This is a genomic window from Acetobacter sp. P1H12_c, from assembly GCF_018811975.1.
Taxonomy (GTDB): Bacteria; Pseudomonadota; Alphaproteobacteria; order Acetobacterales; family Acetobacteraceae; genus Acetobacter; species Acetobacter persici.
On the sequence record NZ_JACRVR010000001.1, the window covers coordinates 118,369 to 139,252 of the forward strand.

Sequence of the window (20,884 nt, forward strand, 5' to 3'; positions counted from 1 at the left end):
GCCTCTGTAAATTTGCAGAGGCCCTTTTTCTTTACCTCCGCAGAAGCACGACATTTCCTGCCGTGGGTTCGATTCCCGCCGTGGAAGTCACACTCAGCACATGCCCGGCCCAAGCATCCAAAGCCGCAGCCCGTTCCTTCAGGAACTCATGTCGCTGATACACGGCGGCCACGCCACTTATGGCTCCCTCCGTATGGTTCAGCACCTTATCGGCCACATGGGGGCCAATGCCTAAGCGGGCCATTGTGGTCACCCCCGTACGCCGCAAGTCATGCAGCCGCCATCCGCTTGCTGGCAGGGCGGAGGGTTTCTTTCCCGCGTTTTTTGGCCCTCCGGGGGCGTTGTTAGCCCGCTCCTGTTCCATCAGAGCTTCCAGCCGCTCTTTGCCATCAGAGAAGCCAGATATGGGCGTGCGGCCCGTATTGGTGAACACAAACGGAGAGACGGACCCGGTTTTGCTGTCTGTCTGCCGGTGGAGGGAGGCCAGAACCTGCCGGGCGGGCTCGGACAAGTGGACAATATGCTCTTTGCCGTTCTTGGTGCGACTGGCCGGAATGGTCCATGTGGTCAGGTCTGGCGTTATCTCTTCCCATCGCATCCCCGCAACCTCGCTCCGGCGCTGGAGCGTGAGAACAAGCAGCCGAAAGAACGGGCCAAAGGCATAGGGCATCTGGCAGGCGGCCCGCCATGCCGCACCTAATTCGGCATCGGTCAGCACACGGTCACGGGATACCTCACGGCCTTCTACCACCACATGAGCAAAGGGATTTTCCTCTACCAGTTGGCGCTTCATCGCCCAGCCATGCAGAGCGCGGCCATAGGACAGCAGGCGGCGGGCTGTGGTCGGGTGCTTTTCCGCCACGTCATCCAGCCGGATCTGCACTTCTGCCACGGTCAGGGCATGGGCTGGCCGGTTCAGCATGTCCGCAAAATTAAGCCGCAGGCGGCGCGGCGCTTCCGTGCGGTGGCTCGCGCTACTGTCCCGCAGAGCGTTGCTGGTCCAGCGGTCTATGAGGGCTTCAAACGTGAGGGCATTTACAGCGGCTTGTCTGGCATCCTCTATGGCCTGCTGCTGGAAGGCCTGAGCAACGGCTTTCTTCTCTTCGGCAGGGTGACCACCCGCCAGAACCTTACCCCGTGCGGCTTCTGCCAGTTTGCGGGCATGTGCGAGGGTCAATTCCCCATACTGGCCAAGCACCAGCCTCCGGGCCTTACCACCAAAGCGGTAGTTGAACAGAAAGGTCTTGCTGCCGGTTGCGTTCACCCGGATGGCGAAGCCCTTAACCTCGCTATCCGTGAACATCACGTCCCGCTTTCCCGGCGGGCAGGTGAGGGCGTCTATTCCCGATTTTGTAAACTTCATGCCGAACCCTCTGTTACACCTTATACACCTCACCAAACCGTGAGGTGTAGCAGTCTGAGAAGGGAAAAACTGAGGGAAAACAGTATATTATCTATGAGTGTTACACCTATACACCTTATACACCTGCTTTTGGTGTAACGCCGCCCTCCGTTTTTCCCCTCTCACCCGCTGATAGACTTTTCCGGAGTCACTCCGGAGTCATTTGAAAAGGTAATCCGTGCGGCTTGCTGCGTCACGTTGCGTCATAGATGTTTGATAAGGTGAGGGAAAACAAGGGTTTTTGCGGCTCTTTGCGTCTGCCTGCGTCTTAACGGTATCTCACCGCCACTGTCTCTTAATCAGCGGGTCCAAGGTTCGAGCCCTTGTGCGCCCACCAATCTTTTCAAAGATTAAGGTGGATTCCAGACGCTAGAGTCTGATGATGGTTGTTTAAGACCGTTCACGCCATTTCATGCTTTTACAGTCCAATGGGGCCGCTAGTTTTCTATTGGAAAACAGTGCGTAACGTAATCTGGCGTCCTGATCTTGTAGAAACTCAGTTTTATTTCTGTATTTCGAAGATAATAAAAAGCCCCGGCATATTTTTGATGCCGAGGCTTTTTACAAACGAAAGCTTTTGGACGCTTAGAGTTTATCGATCCCGCTTTTAACGGTATCTTTTACGTCACCGGTAGTTTTCTGCACTTTGCCTTTCAGGTTCTGTGCAATGCCTTCGGCTTCAAGACGTTCATTGTCTGTCAGCTTGCCGGTTTCTTCCTTCACCTTGCCTGCAACCTGATTAGCAATGCCGGTTACTTTGTCTTTCATGGAGCTCATTGAGATATCCTCCTTAATTCTATGCAATCTAAACGTAGGGATTTGAGTTCAGTTCCTCGAAGAACGCACAAAAAATTTTAGACGTGGCATTCTGGAAGTGATTTCGCGATGAATTATCTTTTCGGCCTGTGTTCAGTCGCGTGGCAAAAATCTTTTGAAGCAACTGTTTGTTATTCAGTCTAAATATAACAGTTGTGGCTGCTTAATGTCCCATTACAGCACTAATGACTAATGCCATCTGGTGATGAAGGATAAGCAGACGAGCTCTGATTATGGTTCTTGGTGGTCTGTTGCTTTACATTGACTGTAAACGCCTCCCAAGACTGTAAAAATATGAGGAGATGCTTTTTCCTTGGCGGAGTGTTCTCCATGCTGAGTTGAGTTCTCACCGTAATTTACGCTGTGTATGATGATAAGGTGGAGCGTTAGGTCAGTAAGTGCGAAAAAAACGTAGATACAAAATATGTAGATACGAAATGTCTGGCGAGGGTATGGAAAGCGATGTTGTCTCAGGGTGATCTGTTCAGTGTATGGGACGACGAGCGTGATGAGCGCGCGTTGCCTCCTGTTGAACAGGAACTTTGGGAGAAGCTGGCGCGGTCCGCATTCCGGAGAAAATTTCATTTAAATAAAGATGATTTATCATATGTCGAGGATAAAACTCTGCCCGTTGTGCTGGAACATGGGGCAGAGTTTATCACCAGACGGCTAGCTCCTGCGCACCCGGCTCGTGATGGCAAACAGACCCCATGGAAGGGGCATCCTGTTTTTGTAGCCCAACATGCCACAGCAACATGCTGCCGATCCTGTCTTGAAAAATGGCATCATTTTTCAAAAGGAACTCAGTTAACTGTCTGGCAGCAGCGCTATGTCCTGGCTGTTATTGCGGCGTGGCTGGAGCGGGAAGTGCCACGAGACGAATAGACGGGCGCTTGACCCTTGAACAAATTTTTGACGCCGTCTTTGATTTGATCTGACTTCAACTTTTACTCTGCCATTATAGAAAGCGACAGAGCAGAGTTAGTAAAATCCCTGTTCTGTTCAATGGAAGAGCTGAAAACCCTGAGATAATTCAGGAGGCTTTTGGGGGCTGAACTTCCCGGTCCATTAGCAGGGCTGTCACTGCATTTTTGAAAGGTGTGAACGAGTCCGCAAGGCGTATACCGGCCTGCCGAAGGTGGCGGAAAGGGGCACCATCATGTGTATAGAGCGTGGCAATTCCGTTGGTTCCGGCAAAGAGCGGAGCCGTTATCAGGCGGTGCTGGCGTTCAAAGCGTCGTAAGGCCCGTGCATCTCCGGCATCACCAACGGTTGAAAATGCTTTACCAACTTCTGTTGCCAGTGTTTCCTGCCCGCGCAGGCCAAGATTGAAGCCGTGAGCGGTAATCGGGTGCATTCCTACGGCGGCATCGCCCACAAGTGCTAGGCGGCGCGCCGCAAAGCGATGCGCGTACACACCTTTCAGCGGGTAAGCGTGCCGGGTGCTGACAAGGCGCATCTGGCCTAGCCTGTTGCCAACGCGCTGCATGATTTCCTGATTAAAGGCATCTCGGGGCATATCCAGCAGGTGCTGGATATCGTCCGGGGGGAGTGTCAGCACGATGGAGGACGCCATGCCATTGACGGGCAACAGGGCGACCGTCTGCCCCTCATCAAACCATTGCGTTGCAACATTGTGGTGCGGGGACTCATGCGCCATGCGGCACACCAGCATGCTCCGCTTGAAGTCATGAATAATCGCCCCGATCCCGGCACGCCGCCGGGTGGGAGAGAAACGCCCGTCTGCCCCGACCACCAGTTGCGCAGCTGTCTGGCCATGCGAATGGTGGACAACAGACTCTGCCGGATTTTGCCGGACCGTTTCAACGGATGTGGAGTCCAGCAGCGTGATGCGTGGGCGTTCTGCCGCCGCAGCAAACAGGGCGCGCCGGATATGGTTATTGGAGACAAGCCAGCCCAGAGCATCCACCCCTTGCCCGTTTGTATCAAAACGTAGCGGGTGCGGAAACTTGCCTGTTTCTACGCGGGCTTCCCGAAGCGGGCAGATGGCGGATTCCGGAATATAATCCCACGCACCATTTTTTTGCAGGGTATGAACTGCATGGTGCGTGAGGGCAATTTCCCGTCCGTCAAAAGACGGCTCTGCCCAGACGGCACGGGGTGCGCGTTCCAGCACCGTGACAGACAGACCGGCACTTTCGAGAGAAAGTGCTGTAGCCAGCCCGACCGGCCCCCCTCCGATAATGGCAACATCTGTCTGTGCTGGTGTGGTCATGGTCTCAGGTCCTGTCTGCGGCAAAGGTGACGGGTTTGCCAGTCCATGTCGCGGTAAACTCTGCCGGGTCCGGCCGTTTGGGTGTAGGCAGATCACCCTGCGGTGTGCCGATAAACAGGAAGCCCGCCAGACGGTGAGGTGCCGGGAAACCGATCTCTTCCGCAAGAACAGGATCTTCCACTACATCGCCAGAAACCCAGACGCCGCCAAAGCCTGTTGCATGCAGGGCGTTCAGCACGTTCATGGTTGCAGCGGCAACGGCCATTTCCTGCTCCCATAAGGGAATTTTATGGTCATGGCGCAGATGCATGCCGAGGGCCAGAATCAGCGGCATGGTTGAAAAACGCTTACGGCGCTTTTCAATTTTAAATTCCGGAGCCTCTGCATCCAGCCGCTTCATGCTGGCGATGATGCGTTCGGCCATAACAGGACGGGCTTCCCCCTGAATAATGACATAACGCCAGGGCCGCAGCTTGCCGTGGTCAGGGGCGCGCATGGCGGTAGCCAGAATTTCGGCAAGCTGGGTCTGTGACGGGGCGGGGTCTGCCAGATGGTCGCAGGAGGCGCGGGTCAGAAGCATGTCCATGGGTGTCATGATCAAAGGTCCTGTTTCAAACAATGAAGAAAGAAGCCTGTTCAGACGGGGAAGGGCGGCAGAGGCTGGCCTCCCAGCAGGTGCAGGTGGAAATGCGGCACTTCCTGCCCGCTATTTTCTCCCGCATTGGTAATCACGCGATATCCGGTTTCATCCAGCCCGAGATCGGAGGCAATTTTTCCGGCCGCCTTCATGACGCCGGAAATTTCATCCTCAGATGCGCTTTTTGTAAAATCAATAAATGAGACATAAGGTTTTTTTGGGATAATCAGCACATGCACCGCCGCTTTGGGGGCAATGTCCTGAAACGCCAGAACCCACTCATTTTCAAAAACCTTCTTGCAGGGAATATCTCCCCGCAGAATTTTGGCAAAAATGTTTTCCGGGTTGTAAGGCCCTGTTCCTTTAACAGCCATGACTTATCCCTTTTTTGACAAATTTTCTTTAGGACGAGAGGCTTTTTCGGCAATGCCGCTTGTCCCTTCACGGCGGCGCAGCTCCGCCCAGACGTCTTCTGGTGCTACACCCGCATCGACCCACAGAACAATAAGGTGGTAGAGGACATCGGCACTTTCACCAACCAGAAGATCCTTGCGGCCAGCCACGGCTTCAATCAGACATTCTACCGCTTCTTCCCCAAATTTCTGGGCGACCTTGTATGTGCCGCGAGAAAGAAGGCGGGCGGAGTGGCTCAGGCTCGGGTCTGTGCCCTTCCGGCTCAGGACAACCTGATACAGCCGGTCCAGCACGGTTTCATCCGCGGACTGAGAAAGCGTGTCTTCCAGAATCTCTTTGGCCTTCAGACTCTTTTTTGCAGGCGCGGCCTTCTTCGGACTGCTTTTTGGCGCGGCTTTTGTGCTGGCTTTGGAAGGGGCCTTTACCGGCGTCTTGATGCTGGGCTTTTTGGTCATGTGCGGGGATTTGCCTGAAAAGAGAGTGGGTTGGGACGGACGGGCAGACCGGCTTCAGCCAGCGCGGTTTTAACCTGAGACACTGTAAACTGGCCAAAATGAAAGACGCTGGCAGCCAGAAGCCCGGTAGCACCTGCCTCGGCACCTTCCACAAAATGCTTCAGCTCTCCCACACCGCCTGAGGCGACAATCGGGAGTCTGACGGCCTGTGTTGCCGCTTTCAGCAAGGACAGATCAAAACCTGAGCGGGTACCGTCCCGGTCCATGGAGGTCAGCAGGATTTCTCCGGCGCCTCGCTCCGCTACTTCCCGGCACCAGTCAATCACGTCGCGTCCGGTTGGGGTGCGGCCACCGTGGGTATAGACTTCCCATTTGCCGTCCGATGTCTGGCGGGCATCAACGCCGACCACTACGCACTGGCTGCCGAATTTCTGAGCAGCCTCGTTAATCAGGTCTGGCCGGGAGACGGCTGCGGAATTCATGGCGCATTTATCCGCCCCCGCCAGCAGCAGGCGGCGCATGTCATCCGTGGTGCGGACCCCCCCGCCGACCGTCAGTGGCAGAAAAATCCGTTCTGCCGTGCGGCCCACAACATCCAGAATGGTATCACGGTTTTCATGGCTGGCTGTGATGTCCAGAAAGGTCAGTTCATCAGCCCCGGCGGCGTCATACAGGGCGGCCTGTTCCACAGGGTCCCCGGCGTCACGCAGTTCAACAAAGTTCACGCCTTTGACAACGCGCCCGTTCTTGACGTCCAGACAGGGGATAACCCGGAGTTTCAGCATCAGGCCAGAACCTTCAGAGCCTCAGCCGGGGAGACCCGGCCATCATACAGTGCCCGGCCAACAATTACGCCTTCAAGGCCCGGTGTGTCATCTGCTGCTTTGCGCAGAGCGGCCAGATGGTCGAGATTGCCCACCCCGCCGCTGGCGATCACCGGGACGGAGACGGTGTTGGCGAGGGCGACGGTCTGGTCAATATCCAGCCCGTCCAGCATCCCATCGCGGCTGATTTCCGTGAAAATAATGGCGGCCACCCCGGCTTCCTGCATCCGCAGGGCGAGTTCTGTTGCCTGCATGTCAGAAACTTCGGCCCAGCCTTCTGTTGCGACATGGCCAGAGCGGGCATCAATCCCGGCGACGATCTGACCGGGGAAAATGCGGCAGGCTTCTCTGACCAGAGCGGGATTTTTCACCGCGACCGAGCCGAGAATAACCCGCGTGACACCGGCTTCCAGCCAGGAGGCAATGGCCTTCATATCGCGCAGGCCGCCGCCAAGCTGCATGGGCACCGTGGTGGCATTCAGAATGGCCTGTACCGCGGGCGCATTGGCAGACTGGCCTGCAAAGGCTCCGTTCAGGTCCACCGCATGCAGCCATTTGAACCCGGTATCACACCACGCGCGCGCCTGAGCCGCCGGATCATCTGAATAGACGGTCGCATCTTCCATTTCCCCGCGGCGCAGGCGCACGCAGGCTCCATCCTTCAGGTCAATAGCCGGGTAGAGAGTGAGCGGGCGGGAGGAAGGAGAGGATGCAGTCATGTCCGGTGTTTCAGCCTGAGAGGAGAAGGAGGGCTCCACAAGGGGAGAGCGCACGGTATCAAGAAGTTTGGTGAAGAACAGCCCGCTCACCGTCTGGTCTCCCATTCGCGCAAAGTGCGGATGGGTGCCCCAGTGCAGGAATCCGGCTTTCTGGAACAGGGAGATGGCGGCTGTCTGGGTGTCGGGCACATCCATATTCATGACCCGGAAGCCCATGCTGCGGGCGGCGTTTTCCACCTCATGCAGCAGCGCGCCCCCCAGCCCCCGGTTGCGGGCGTAAGGGGCAACAAACAGGTGCATCAGCGTGATGCACATAGCCTGACATTCATTATTGCGCGGGGCACGGACGAGCTGGGCGCAGCCGACAATCTCTCCCTTCAGCCGCACCACAAACAGCATGCGCTCGGGGACCAGCAGCAACCCTTTGAAGTAGCGTTCCAGAACCTGCCGCCCCTGCGGCTGGACCCACCCAAAACCACCGCCATCCAGAATGGCGGCGTCCGCGGCTTCACACAGAGCCTGAAGGTCATCATCCGTCAGGGAGAGGACGCGCTGAACAAGTTTGCTTTTAGACATAGACATCGCAGAGGGTTTCCGGAGTCCAGCTCAGAAAATTGGCCAGAATCTGCAAGCCAACGGTCTGGCTTTTTTCAACATGGAACTGTGTTCCGGCAACATTCCCGTTGCACACGATGGCAGGGACCGCACCACCATAATCCGTGGTGGCAATCAGGGTATCGGGCTTCGTGTTTCTCAGCGCGTAGGAATGGACAAAATAGCCGTGGGGGGCGCCGCCGAGCCCTTCCGTGAGCGGGTGGGAACGGGTGAAGTTCAGCTCATTCCAGCCCATCTGCGGCATACGCAGGCCGGGGGCGTCCATGGGAGCAATTTCGCCCGCAATCCAGCCAAACCCTTCCGTTGTGCCATGTTCCAGCCCGCGCTCGGCCATCAGTTGCATGCCGACGCAAATTCCCAGAAAGGGCGTGCCCGCGCGGGTGGCCGTCAGAATGGCGTCTTTCAGGCCAGAGACGGACTGGAGCCCGCGGGCGCAGTCAGCAAACGCTCCCTGACCGGGCAGAATGATGCGGTCCGCCGCGCGGACATCCGCCGGGGAGCTGGTAATCCGTACCGAGGCTTCAAGGCCCGAAAGCTCTGCCGCACGGGCGGCCGCACGGGCGGCAGAAGCCAGATTGCCGCCTTCATAATCAACGACGGCAATGGAGAGGGATCTGGTCATAAGGACCTCGCACGTCTGATTCCTCTCAGGAACCGGGCCTTCCCGGCGTCTGAGCAGAATGAGGTTCGGGGAAGAAAGTCTCGGGGCGCCTTATAGCACACCCTTGGTGGAGGGAATGCTGCCCTGCATCCGCGGGTCTGCTTCCACGGCCATGCGGAGGGCTCTTGCCAGCGCCTTGAACGCTGCTTCCGCAATATGGTGGCAGTTTTTGCCGGCCTTTTGCGTCAGGTGCAGGGTGAGCATGCCGGACATAGCAAAGGCGCGGAAAAATTCTTCCACCAGTTCCGTATCCAGTTCCCCAATCCGGTCCCGGTCGAAGGTTGCATCCCATGCCAGAAACGGGCGGCCGGAGAGGTCCACCACGGCTTCACATAGGGCTTCATCCAGCGGCACCAGCGCATGGCCAAAACGCCGCACGCCGCGCTTGTCACCCAGTGCCTGCCGCAGGGCCTGCCCGATGGCAATACCGGTATCTTCCACCGTGTGGTGGCCATCAATATGGAGGTCACCTTTTACAATCACGGTCAGATCCAGCAGGCCATGTTTGGCGAGGGCCGTCAGCATATGGTCAAAAAAACCAATGCCCGTATCAATGTTGGCCTGTCCTGATCCATCCAGATCAAGAGTGACGGCAATATCGGTTTCGCTGGTAACGCGATGCAGGGTGGCGTGGCGTGCTGTGTTCATGGTGGGGAGCTTTATAGCGGAAGACAGGCCCCGACACCATGAGGCAGGTGCCGGAAGGCTGGAAGTGTGTCAGCTTTTTGGAACATTCTGCTCAAGTTCCGCAAGCCACAGGGCCGCATTGCCATCGGAGGGGGCGCGCCAGTCCCCGCGCGGTGAGAGACTGCCGCCCGCCATGATCTTTGGCCCGTTGGGCATGGCGGAGCGTTTGAACTGGCTGGTGCCAAAAAAGCGGCGCAGAAAGATGTGCAGCCAGTGGCGGATGGTGGGCAGGTCATACGCCATGCGGTCCTGCTCCGGGAAGCCGGGAGGCCAGCTACCAAAGGAAGCATCCTGCCAGACCTGTTGCGCCATGAAGGCAATGCGGGACGGGGTGAAGCCGTAACGCAGTACGTAAAACAGTGTGAAATCATGCAGCGCATACGGGCCGATGATATCTTCCGTGCTTTGTGCCCCGTTTTCCCCCACCGGCACCAGTTCTGGCGAGATTTCCGTGGCCAGAATGGTGGAGAGCAGGGGGGTGACGTCCGGTGAAAAATGCCCTGAGGCAATGGCCCAGCGGATAATGTGCTGGATCAGTGTTTTGGGGAGTCCCGCATTGACGTTGTAATGCGCCATCTGATCCCCCACACCGTAGGTGCACCAGCCCAGCGCCAGTTCTGAAAGGTCGCCGGTGCCGATCACCATTCCCTGATGCATGTTGGCGAGCCGGAACAGGAAATCTGTCCGCAGGCCGGCCTGAACATTTTCAAACGTGATGTCATGCACAGGTTCACCCTGAGCAAAGGGATGTTTGATTTCGCGCAGCATCAGGCTGGCGGCCGGGCGAATATCCAGAACCTCGTTCCCGGTGCCCAGGGCGGCCATCAGGGCCTGCGCGCTGGCCAGTGTTTTCTCCGTCGTGCCGAAACCGGGCATGGTGTAGCCCAGCACAGCGCTGCGGGGCCAGCCGAGTTCATCCGCGGCTCTGACGGCCACCAGCAGAGCCTGTGTGGAGTCCAGCCCCCCCGATATGCCAATCACCATGCGTTTGACGCCACTGGTGCGGAGCCGCTGCTTGAGGGCGGAGACCTGAATGGTAAAGGCCTCAAAACAGTCCTGCGCCAGCCGCTCCGGATCATTGGGAACAAAAGGAAAGCGGGAGAGGGGACGGCGCAGGCCCAGACTGGTTGCGGGCGGAGCAAGGGTCAGGCGGATGCGTCGCCACGTAGGAGCATGGGTCTGCATGGCATGGGCATTGGCGGCAAATGTGCCCATGCGCAGGCGCTCCTGCCGGAGCAGGGTGAGGTCAATATCCGCCACCACATGCCGGGAGCCGGAGGGGAAGCGTTCACTCTGGGCGATTACCTCACCATTTTCAAAAATGGCAATCTGGCCGTCCCACGCGACGTCGTTTGTGGATTCGCCCTCTCCGGCGGCGGCGTAGAGGTATGCCGCGACACACCGGGCAGACTGCGCCCGGCACAGCAGGGTGCGGGTTTCCGCTTTGCCCACAGTAATATCGCTGGCGGAGGGGTTTACCAGAATGGTGGCCCCGGCGAGGGCGGCCAGTGTTCCCGGCGGCACGGTTACCCAGAGGTCCTCACACAGTTCCACCCCAAGGCAGAATCCTGGCAGGTCTTCTGCTTCAAATAACAGATCTGTGCCGAAGGGGACGTCCGCGCCGTTCAGCCGTAGTGATTGGCCCTGTGTGGCGATACCGGGCGTAAAGTGCCGGGCTTCATAAAATTCACGATAATTCGGCAGGTAGCTTTTGGGCACCACACCCAGCACCGTGCCCCGATGGATGAGAACAGCACAGTTATAGAGTGCGTTGTCATGCCGCAGGGGGGCCCCGACCACCAGTACGGGTAGCAGATCGGCCGAGGCGGATGCCAGATCCGCAAGGGCCTTTTCGACAGCATCCAGCAGGGTTTCCTGCTGGCGCAGATCATCTATTGCGTATCCCGATAACCCCAGTTCCGGAAATACACACAGTACGGCGCCGTCCTGACCGCAGGCCTGAGCGGCTTCCAGTGTGCGCTGCATGTTGGTGGCCGGATCTGCCAGGGCAACAGGAACAGTGCAGGCTGCGACACGGGCAAACCCCTGATGATACAGCGCGTGAAATGCAGAAGCCGACAACGTGTTCCATCCTTATCCTGATGGGCAAAGAACTCCTGAACATGATTGCAGAGAAGTGGAGTTGCGCCAACTCAGGGACTTTCAGGGCTTTCTGCGGGGCATGGTGGGGGAGGGGAGAGGCCTTTCAAAATAAACGAAAAAAATATCAAAAAGCCTCTTGCGTGTTTGGCCGAACCCCCTTAGAAGGAGGCCATCCAATGCGGGCGTAGCTCAGGGGTAGAGCACAACCTTGCCAAGGTTGGGGTCGTGGGTTCGAATCCCATCGCCCGCTCCAAATTTTCATGAAAATTTGAGTGGTTAGCATGAAGGTCGCGTGAGCGGCCTTTTTTGCGTTTTGGGGGGTGAAGTGCCTCCTATTGAAGTCTGTCCAATCCTCCTTTCTGGTGACTTCGGAGGGTGCTTAATCCTGTGGCTCCCAGACAGAAACCACAGGAAAAAACGGGCGGATGAAGAGAGTTTTTAAGACTCAGCCGTTCGGTCTTTGGCTGCTCTCTGCACCAGCCTGATCCAGTCATGGCGGCTTTCTAGCAGTTCAACCACGCGCTGTTTATGCGCCTCCTGCTCCGTCACGCTGCTGGTCATGGAGGTGTGATGAACGCGGTATTCCGCCAGAATTTTTGGAACATGCGTGCCCTGCAGGCCAAGTTCCGCAAAAGAGCACCACAGGTCATAATCTTCCCACCCCATGGCGGAGCGGCTGACATAATAGCCTCCGGCAGCGGCCCATGCCCATTTTGCGACAAGCGCCATGGCGTCAATATAGTTACCAGCAACAAGTTGCATCGGGTGGTAGGGTTTATCGCCCAGCAGTTTGTGCAGAGTTGGTTCTCCAAACTGTTCCAGAATCGGGTAGGCATAGGCCGTCATGTCGTTTGTGGCGGCCGCAAGGTCCGCACAGGCGTCTGGCAACAGCCGGTTATCGGCATCCAGCGGCAGGAAAAACGGTGTTTCTGCATGGGTGACGCCGCAGTTCCGTGCTCCGCCCAGCCCTGCATTGACGGTTGTTTTGAGCAGAATAAGTCGGTTGAAGCGTGCGCTGTGTCGCGTCATCCATGCGGTTATTAAAGGAACGGATGCGTCTGAAGAGCCATCATCCACCACAACCAGATCAAGCAGCGGCATGGTCTGGGACCGAACCGAGTCCAGAGCCTCCAGAATAAAGGTCTCATAATTATAAGAGGTGATAATGACAGTGACGGGTGCTTCCTCCAGCCCGTCCTGATGGAACAAAACCTCATGCGGAGGGACATCCGGCAGGCCTTTGCCACGGTAAGCGCCGCGGGCAATCTGGAGTTCAGAAGCACGGGCTGCCGCCTGTTCTCCGCCGAGTCCTTCAAGAAGACTGTCAAACACCAGAGCCTGTCGCTGCGGGCCAAAATACCACAGGGACCCATGATAGGCTGCGTCCGCCATGCGCTGGCGTAAATCCGGGTTATCCAGCAGGGCAACTAGAGCGGCTTCCCACTCCTGAGGTGTATCCGCCAGAAAACCGCTCACACCCTCCACGACGCACTGCCTGAACGGTGTGGTCGGGGAAACAATGGAGGGAACACCGGCCAGAGCGGCTTCAAAAAACTTCAGTTCACTTTTGGCGTTGCAGAAAAGGGAGCCGCTTTCCAGTGGAGCGATGGCGATATCAAACCGCGCGGTTTCCGCAGGCAGGTCGGGCAGCGGGACCATATCCCGCCATTCAATCTGGTGCGCTACTGGAGTCAGTTCCGGGAATTCATTCATCAGCAGCACAGGCTGGTGATTGCCCTGTTCCCGGAACAGAACGAGGCGAAGGTCCGGCCGCTCCCGCATCAGGTTGGCCAGAATACCCGCAACACCGGCAAAATCACGCTGATGCGTGCGGGAGCCGGTGGCATAGCCGATGCGTAGAAGACCATCTGATCCGGTCCATCGTTTTTTACGCATGGCCATGCGGCTACGGCGCAGGGCGTCAGCATCAAATGTATTGGGGACAGTATAGGTCAGCGGTTTATTGATGCGCATCAGCCCGGCGAGTGTATCGGTCGGGGCCAGACACAGGTCAGAACGCATCAGAGTGCGGCGCATTTCTGTGAAAACGGTTTCAATACGCTGCTCGGTCGCACCAATGCTGCGGATACCGTCAATAATATCAAACCGTGCCATATGCGGCAGGAACGTGATGTCATCGGTATCAAAAATAACATTCGCCCCGTTTTCGCGTGCCAGTTGTAGCAGAATATCGACGTGCCCGCTAAACTCCACGCGCCAGAGAATCACGACATTCGCCCAGCTCAGATCATCCGGATTGACCTCTGCGCAGGGCTTCCAGCGGGCTTCATGGCCAGCCCGGATGCAGGCCGCCGCGTTCCGGATGCAACGATATTGTACGCCGGGGGACTCCGGCTCACCCGCCACAAACAGGATTTTGCGACGCGGGCTGCGCTGCGCAACAGGCGGACAGGAGGGGAGTTCTTCCTCCGGTGCAGACGGCGGAGACGCTGCCGGTTCACTTGAGGGCGCACTGATCAGAACGGGAGGTTCGGGCTGATCCAGTTCGACGGGCGGTGGAATGGCAATATCTGGGGTGTTCAGAGGGGGCGGAATCGGCAGGTCAGGCACAAAAGGGGCCATTGTGCCACGCACCATTGTGCGCGCCAGTGAGCGGAGGAAGCCCGCCGGGGTTGAGAGAAAACTCCGGAGGGCATTCAGCCCTTCCGTGCGACTCATGATTTCCTGAGAAAAGGCTGACCAGACGTCCGCGTTCTGCCGAAGGTGAGAGAGGGCCTGAGACAAAGCCTGCGAGAGGGCCGTGTTGGCCTGTGTGAGCGCAAGACACTGGTTGCGCCAGGAGTTTCCATAAGTAACAAGAGTGGAAATGTCAGAATTAAAACGATTTTTTTCAGTATTCAGTTTTGCTTCAAGAGCTGTTTTATCTTCTCTGAGGTCTGAAAACCGCAGGCGTTCCTGACAAAGCTCGGTCTGAAGGCGCTGTATCTGTTCTTTTTGGTGCGACAGTAAAGCCTGATCCTCCCAGAACTGCCCGGCCTGACTGAATCGCTCACGCAACAATGTTTTTTTGAGGAGGGCGTCCCCAGAGCCACTGGCGGCTTTGGTGAGGAGGAAATGGATATCCGGGGTTTCGGGAGCGGTTGTTGCAAAAACGCCCAGCCCGTTCGCGTGGAAAAAACTGAAAGTCGGGTACGTCTTCTCAAGCTCTTCCCATACTTTCCCCGCAGCAGGAGCGGCAATGCCGCTGAGCAGCACGAGAGATCCGGCGGGAAGCCCGCTCAGTTCCATTTTCAGGTGGTCAGGGTTCTGCCATGCGGGGTGAGCGTAATAATATAATGTGGAGTCGGCAGGGCTACTGGCGGAAAAATACCGCGCTTCTATGAAGCGTGTTGGAAGACTCCGGGTGTGGATGGCCTGTTTCAGGGTCGTGCTGACGGAGCGGCTGGCGCCGATGAGAACCAGAGCCTCCGGGGCCAGCGTTTCAAGCAGCCAGAGCATAAACGGCAGATGCCCGCAGTCCGTTGTATCGCCCTCCACCAGAGTAATCTGTGTAAAAAAAGCCTCAGACTCCATGGCGCAGAGCGATGCAACAGAGGAGACGGGCTTACGGGACGGTAAATCTGATAAAGATGCAGGCATGGAGAAGCACAGAACCCTGATTTTAAGTCGGGAGACTATTTTGCCGGGAACTGTCTATTTGACAATCTGAAAGCAGATTTTTCCGACATTTAGTACTAATAATGACAGGATCGGGTTGAACATTGTTCTTTATCTAATTTTGGTTACCTGTCTCTTTTTAAAAACTTTTGCGAAAAAAATCGTTAAAGCTTGAGAATACTCATAAGATGCTTGCATGTTCGTGTTGGCTTCGCCTAAAACGAAGCCTGACATTAGTGTGCCGCTATATGGGTGTGAGCCGATCGTGCCTTGTAGAGCGGGCGTAGAAAAGGACGGATAAAATGGCGATTATCACCGTTGCCGGTGCGTCAGGAGGGACCGTACAGGTCACTGTTGACGGGGCTATGAACACCGCGTTCGTAGGCCGGACACAGGCTCTTGCGGACCAGCTTTCTGACCAGCTTAACAATCAGGGCATTCTTGATGCCCGCTATCTGAACACCGGTTCAAATAGCAAAGCCTCCAGCACCAGCAACCAGTCCGGTTATGGTGTGATCACGGCTGCTGGTTCCTACCAGGTTTCCGGCGACTTCCGCTGGCTGACCGTTGGTGCGAACTCTGCGACGACGGCTCCGAGCACGGCTCTGGACGCCTGGGTCAACATCGATGCGACCAAAGTCAGCACCGAATATCTGAGCGTTGTTGCTGGCACCACGCAGGGCGTCAGCTTCCGCGCTGGTTCTCAGGGCGGTCTGTTTGTCGGTGGGTCTGGTGACAACCTGTTCCAGGGTGATTATCTGGACCACAACCCGGGTGCATGGGATATCCGCACGGGTGCGGGGAATGACATCATCAACAGCGGCAATGGTAACGACACCATTTACGCTGGCGCCGGGAACAACACCATCACTCTAGGCACGGGCGTGAACTATGTTCACTCCGACGGTCAGGACACGATCACGGCAACCTCTGGTGTGCAGAGCATCACCCTGAACGGTGGCAGCTCCTTCGTGAACGTGGGCAGCAACTCTCTGGTTGTTGACGCTGCGGGCAACGAACAGATCACTGTTGGCGGCGCAAGCACGGTAACGGGTGGCACGCACGACTCCATCAACATGGCCGGCACAACCGGCACGGTTGAAGGCGGTCTGAAGAACACCATTTCCGCTGCACACGGTGACCTCTACACCACGCACACGGATACGGCACTCATCAACGTCAGCGGCGCGCTCACCTTCGTTGGTGGCACGGGCGACACGACCATTACGGCTGGTCAGGCAACCATCTTTGGTTCCAACAACCTGTATGCTCGTCTCGACTCCACCGATGCAACGTCCCTGTTCGTTGCAAACGATGGCAACGAAACGCTGGACGGCGCGTCTTCCGCATTCGGTATCCACGCATTCGGTAACGTTGCGGGCACGACCGGTACGCAGACGTTCATCGGTGGTTCTGCTTCCGATACGCTGGTTGGCGGTGTTGGCAACGCAACCCTGACGGGTGGCTCTGGCGCAGCAAACGTCTTCGGCTTCCGCGACGGGATCGCAGGCGCTGACTACACGATCACCGACTTCGGTAGCGCTGCTGGCAACTCTGTGCTGCTGGTTGACTATGACTACACGGCGTCTCAGTTCCAGCAGGATGTGCTGGATAAGGCTGCTCATAACGGCAACAACACGACGATCACCCTGTCTGACGACAGCAAGATCACTTTTGTTGATGTCTCCAGCCTGACGTCCAACCAGTTCAGCGGCCTGAAGTAAAATTCAGCCCTCAATTGGTTTGAGTGTTAAAGGGAACCGGGCCGAAAGGCCCGGTTTTCTTTTGTGAGGACTATTTTTACTTATTTTCCAAGTCTTTATTGTGCTGAGAGAGTGACGCCTGTGAGTGATTTGAGTGAAGATTCAGAAAAAATCAGACAGGTTTTAACGCAGGCCGAAGCCTTGTCAGCCAGCTACCGTGCCAGCGCCCGGATTCAGGGTATGCGGGTTGATGGGCTGCTGCATGAAGCTGGCAGCCTGCGTCATGCGCTGGAAACCCAGCGGCATACACTCTCATGGCGTGTTACGGCCCCTTTGCGCGTTGTCCGCCATCTGATGAAAGGGCAATTGCCAACCGGGCAAAAAATCCCCGTCGTCTATCAGCGCGTCCGGGAAATCTATCAGGATGAAGGCCTGCAGGGGGTTACGCAGCGTCTTCAGGCTCGCCTGCCGGGCACCCGGCTGGGGCGAATGGTGGCCCGGTATAGATCGGGTGGGCAGAAACCGGTTCCTGCACGGGAGTCTACGTCTCAAAATCCCGCGCTCAAACGCAGCGCAGAACTGAGGCTTGTCACGCCGGAAGAGCGGCAGAAAGCGCTTGAGGCCGTTTATACACGACCGCTTGAGGCGGACACTCGTGACCAGCTTACACCGCGTATTCTGATTATTGCCGAACTCACCTTACGGCAGTGTGCAAAATACCGCGTCTGGCAGAAAGAGGAGCAATTGCGGTCTCTGGGCTGGACAGTCGATGTGGTGGACTGGCGGGACGCACAAAAAGCACTTTCAGCGCTGCAACTCTGTACTGAAGTTATTTTTTACAGGGTTCCGGCATTTGAATCTGTTGAAAATCTTCTCCATGAAACGCGGCGGTTGGGCCTGTCCCCCTGGTGGGAGGTGGATGATCTGATTTTCTCTGCTGAACTGTATCAGGAGAATGGAAACCTTCAGACGCTGGACACTGCGGAACAGAAACAGATCCTGTTTGGTGTCAGGCTGTTCAGAAAATGTCTTCTGTCCTGTGACCGCGCGATAGCATCCACCCGCGTTCTGGCGCAGGCCATGCTGGATGCCGGGATTCCCTCAGCCGTGGTGATTGAAAATGCACTGGACCAGCAAACCATAGAGATTGCGGAAAGTCTGTCAGAACGCGGCGTGCCCCCGCATGATACGACGCAGGAAATCCGGATTGTTTATGGCTCCGGAACCAAGACGCATGATGCGGATTTCCGGGTGGCGGCGAGCGGGATTCTTGCCGCGATGCAGAGGGACTCGCGCCTGACCCTGCATATTATTGGTGATCTCACGCTTCCCGAGAGTTTTGAGGCCGTTAAAGAACGGGTGCAAACCCTTGCCGGGCGTGATTACGCGGCCTATCTGGGGCTTCTGGCGCAGGCCGATATAACCATTGCACCGCTTGAGCCAACGATTTTCAATGATGCCAAAAGTAATATCAAATTTCTTGAAGCCGCCATCCTGAAAATTCCCTCAGTCTGCTCTCCGCGTGATGCGTTTTTACAGGTCATGCAGGACGGGAAAAACGGGCTTCTGGCGGAGGAAGAAACACAGTGGCGGGATGCGATCCTGCGTCTGGCCGCAGATCCTGACCTGAGAGCACAGCTTGGTCAGCAGGCTTATGAGGATGTTCTGGACCGGTACAGTCCTGCCCAGATTGCCCGACAACAGGTTCTGCCGGTTTTTGGACGCCCTGTTGATAAACGGCCTGCCGCCACCCTGCGGGTACTGTGTGCCAATGTCTACTTCACGCCCCGCTCTTTTGGAGGCGCGACGTTTGTCGCGGAAGAGATGGTGCGCCGGTTACAGCGCCTGCCGGATATGGATGTCTCAGTGGTGACATCCCGCCCGGAACTGCACAATCGGGGCAATGCGTCTATCCGCTATAGTGCGGAAGGCGGTCTTGTTCTGGGCGTGCGTGTTCCGCCGGATCATGACCGGGTTGGCGCTCTGGATAATGAGGCCGCAACGGACCTGTTCCGGGGCTGGCTTGCCGCGGTGAAGCCGGATGTTGCGCATTTTCATGCCACGCAAGGCCTTGGTCTTGGCATGTTGCGCGCCTGTATTGAAGCCGGTGTGCCGTATATTGTGACGGTGCATGATGCCTGGTGGCTGTGTGAGCGCCAGTTTATGGTGAAGGCTGACGGGCAGTATTGTTTTCAGGAAAAAATCAATCAGCGCGTGTGTCAGATGTGCGTGCCGGAAGCGCGCCATCTGTCAGAACGGGCGGAAATGATGCGGGCCGCGCTGGAAGGGGCGGCATTGCTGCTTTCCCCCAGTGAGACCCATCGCCAGTTGTTTATTGCCAACGGGGTTTCTCCGGAGCGCATTCTGGTAAACCGGAATGGGTTTGTCTGGCCTGCACAGCCTCGGACTCCGCGTAAGTCCGGCAGCCCTCTGCGTTTTGGGTATGTCGGGGGCACGGAAGATATCAAAGGCTATTCTCTGGTGCGGCGGGCGTTTCAGGCTCTGGCGGACAGCAACTGGGAGTTGCGGGTTGTTGATAATAAGCTGAATCTGGGCATCCGCTCCGTTTATACGGAATCCTGGAAAGTCAAAGGGACCGTTACGACCATTCCTGCTTATAAGCCTGAGACAATGGATGCTTTTTTTGACGGAATTGACGTGTTGCTTTTCCCGTCTCAATGGAAAGAAAGCTACGGCCTGACTGTAAGGGAAGCCCTTGCGCGTGATGTATGGGTGATTGCGACGGGGCCGGGCGGACAGTCCGAAGATCTGGTAGACGGCGTGAATGGTACGGTCATTGCCATTGATGGGCGGCCGGAGACCTTGCAGAAAGCCGTTGAGGCGCTTCTGAAAAACCCTGAACGCCTGACAGGCTACGTCAATCCGTTCAAGCAGCAGCTTGCGACGTTTGAAGAGCAGGCTGCGGAACTGGAAGGGATTCTGCGAGACGTGGTGGAGACCAGAACCGCTAGCGCGCAGTGCCTCGCCGACGGTCTTTCCGCCATTTCAGCCGATCCCACTGATTCATGAGCGCGTAGACCGCGCGCCCTTTCCATGTGGGATGTAGGGTGAGGGGGCGCGACGGATGCTGGCTCAGATAGGCTTCAATCCATTCCGGCTGGAAACCGTTTTCAGTCGGGATAAGTGTGCGCCAGTCTTCAAGATGCGGAATACTGAACGGATTGTCCCGTAAGACTTCCTGTTTGAGGAATGGCACAGTTTCCGTCTGAACCATGTCGCGCCAGTGCGTGTGCATCGGGTTGGCAGGGAAAAAGCGGGCGAGTGGCTTATCAAGATCACTCCATGCCGCATGAAGGGGAATGTTCGCGGCTTTCAGGGCGACGGACAGGCCGAGTTCACCATGCCAGATGATTTCATCCCGTGACATTTCGGCAAATGGAAGGGTCAGAACACGCTGGACTGAGGGCGTGTGAAAGGCTGCCTGCGACAAACCGATAAACCAGGATTGCAGATGCGGAGTTATGGCGCGTGAGGCCACCAGCCCCCAGGCGGGACGCTGATTTGCTTTTAGTTTTTTCAGCAGAGGAGGCAGCGGCGTGAAGGGGCCAAAAACGCTGTCATTAGCAAAAAGGATGTAAGGCGCGTCTTCAGCGAGTCCTTTTTGCAGTAAAAATTGCCATGCTCCAAAATCCAGACCGCCATTTGGCCTCTTCCACGCCTGAATTCCATGGTTATTACAAAATTTCTGTGTGCTTTCATGAATAGTCTCTGCACCAGAGAGAATAATGTGCAGAACAACACCACAAGATAATAGGTTTTTCAGGTAAAAACGGGTATGAAGAGGAATGTTCCCATCCGGGACATAGCATGCAAACAGGCAGATTGTTCCTGTGGGTAAAACGGTGGATGAAGTGCTTTCAACCTGTTTTTTTGTGATGCCTGCGGGAAAAATCGGAACTGATTGCATTTTTAATTTGGTTTTTCCGGTGAAATATGACTATCAAGCCGCGAGCGTTGCTGATTATAGTAGCCT

At 56.6% G+C, this 20,884-nt stretch carries 16 protein-coding genes and 1 tRNA gene; 4 read left to right on the forward strand and 13 right to left on the reverse strand.

Annotated features, from left to right (window positions below):
- Positions 1 to 31: 31 nt before the first annotated feature.
- Positions 32 to 1,363 (reverse strand): site-specific integrase, encoded by a 1,332-nt coding sequence (locus KP699_RS00630; RefSeq protein ID WP_215761313.1) that lies wholly within the window; start codon positions 1,361 to 1,363, stop codon positions 32 to 34.
- Between the two features lie 624 nt (positions 1,364 to 1,987).
- On the reverse strand, positions 1,988 to 2,179 hold the full coding sequence (locus KP699_RS00635) for a CsbD family protein (protein WP_025828430.1): 192 nt from the start codon (positions 2,177 to 2,179) through the stop codon (positions 1,988 to 1,990).
- Between the two features lie 504 nt (positions 2,180 to 2,683).
- Between KP699_RS00635 and KP699_RS00640 the strand changes: the two genes are divergently transcribed.
- Complete coding sequence (locus KP699_RS00640) at positions 2,684 to 3,103, forward strand: DUF4186 domain-containing protein (RefSeq protein ID WP_374196861.1); 420 nt, start codon at positions 2,684 to 2,686, stop codon at positions 3,101 to 3,103.
- A gap of 148 nt (positions 3,104 to 3,251) precedes the next feature.
- Here the strand turns inward: KP699_RS00640 and ubiM are convergent, their stop codons facing one another.
- The 9 genes from ubiM to KP699_RS00685 form a co-directional block, all read right to left on the reverse strand.
- Complete coding sequence (gene ubiM / locus KP699_RS00645) at positions 3,252 to 4,454, reverse strand: 5-demethoxyubiquinol-8 5-hydroxylase UbiM (RefSeq protein ID WP_215761315.1); 1,203 nt, start codon at positions 4,452 to 4,454, stop codon at positions 3,252 to 3,254.
- 4 nt (positions 4,455 to 4,458) lie between these two features.
- Entirely contained in the window at positions 4,459 to 5,049 is a 591-nt protein-coding gene (locus KP699_RS00650) for a nitroreductase (RefSeq protein ID WP_215761316.1), read from the reverse strand.
- Between the two features lie 41 nt (positions 5,050 to 5,090).
- Complete coding sequence (locus KP699_RS00655; protein WP_025826581.1) at positions 5,091 to 5,465, reverse strand: histidine triad nucleotide-binding protein; 375 nt, start codon at positions 5,463 to 5,465, stop codon at positions 5,091 to 5,093.
- A 3-nt stretch (positions 5,466 to 5,468) separates the two neighbouring features.
- Complete coding sequence (locus tag KP699_RS00660) at positions 5,469 to 5,960, reverse strand: phosphoribosyl-ATP diphosphatase (RefSeq protein ID WP_215761317.1); 492 nt, start codon at positions 5,958 to 5,960, stop codon at positions 5,469 to 5,471.
- Positions 5,957 to 6,745: an imidazole glycerol phosphate synthase subunit HisF gene (gene hisF / locus KP699_RS00665; protein WP_212355915.1), complete on the reverse strand. Its 789-nt coding sequence runs from the start codon at positions 6,743 to 6,745 to the stop codon at positions 5,957 to 5,959. Before hisF ends, KP699_RS00660 begins: the two co-directional genes overlap by 4 nt.
- Positions 6,745 to 8,079 carry a 1-(5-phosphoribosyl)-5-[(5-phosphoribosylamino)methylideneamino]imidazole-4-carboxamide isomerase gene (gene hisA, locus KP699_RS00670; protein WP_215761501.1) on the reverse strand — a complete coding sequence of 445 codons (1,335 nt, stop codon included), beginning with the start codon at positions 8,077 to 8,079 and terminating at the stop codon, positions 6,745 to 6,747. The genes hisF and hisA overlap by 1 nt, the downstream gene beginning before the upstream one ends.
- On the reverse strand, positions 8,072 to 8,740 hold the full coding sequence (gene hisH, locus KP699_RS00675; RefSeq protein WP_215761318.1) for an imidazole glycerol phosphate synthase subunit HisH: 669 nt from the start codon (positions 8,738 to 8,740) through the stop codon (positions 8,072 to 8,074). The genes hisA and hisH overlap by 8 nt, the downstream gene beginning before the upstream one ends.
- 90 nt (positions 8,741 to 8,830) lie before the next feature.
- The gene (hisB, locus tag KP699_RS00680; protein ID WP_025826575.1) at positions 8,831 to 9,427 is read right to left on the reverse strand and encodes an imidazoleglycerol-phosphate dehydratase HisB; all 597 of its coding nucleotides are present in this window, start codon (positions 9,425 to 9,427) and stop codon (positions 8,831 to 8,833) included.
- A 69-nt stretch (positions 9,428 to 9,496) separates the two neighbouring features.
- Entirely contained in the window at positions 9,497 to 11,548 is a 2,052-nt protein-coding gene (locus KP699_RS00685; RefSeq protein ID WP_215761319.1) for an NAD(+) synthase, read from the reverse strand.
- A 199-nt stretch (positions 11,549 to 11,747) separates the two neighbouring features.
- On the opposite strand from KP699_RS00685, the gene KP699_RS00690 reads away from it, so the two are divergent.
- Positions 11,748 to 11,822: transfer RNA gene (locus KP699_RS00690), tRNA-Gly, on the forward strand.
- Positions 11,823 to 12,007: 185 nt separating this feature from the next.
- Here KP699_RS00690 and KP699_RS00695 read toward each other — a convergent pair.
- Complete coding sequence (locus tag KP699_RS00695; RefSeq protein WP_215761320.1) at positions 12,008 to 15,169, reverse strand: glycosyltransferase; 3,162 nt, start codon at positions 15,167 to 15,169, stop codon at positions 12,008 to 12,010.
- 320 nt (positions 15,170 to 15,489) lie between these two features.
- Here KP699_RS00695 and KP699_RS00700 point away from each other — a divergent pair, with 320 nt between their 5' ends.
- Complete coding sequence (locus KP699_RS00700; protein WP_077930744.1) at positions 15,490 to 16,911, forward strand: calcium-binding protein; 1,422 nt, start codon at positions 15,490 to 15,492, stop codon at positions 16,909 to 16,911.
- 219 nt (positions 16,912 to 17,130) lie between these two features.
- Entirely contained in the window at positions 17,131 to 19,920 is a 2,790-nt protein-coding gene (locus tag KP699_RS00705) for a glycosyltransferase (protein ID WP_374196862.1), read from the forward strand.
- Here the strand turns inward: KP699_RS00705 and KP699_RS00710 are convergent.
- Positions 19,859 to 20,818, reverse strand: coding sequence for a rhamnan synthesis F family protein (locus KP699_RS00710; protein WP_215761322.1), 960 nt, complete (start codon positions 20,816 to 20,818; stop codon positions 19,859 to 19,861). The two genes, KP699_RS00705 and KP699_RS00710, sit on opposite strands and share 62 nt — an antisense overlap.
- Positions 20,819 to 20,884 lie beyond the last annotated feature (66 nt).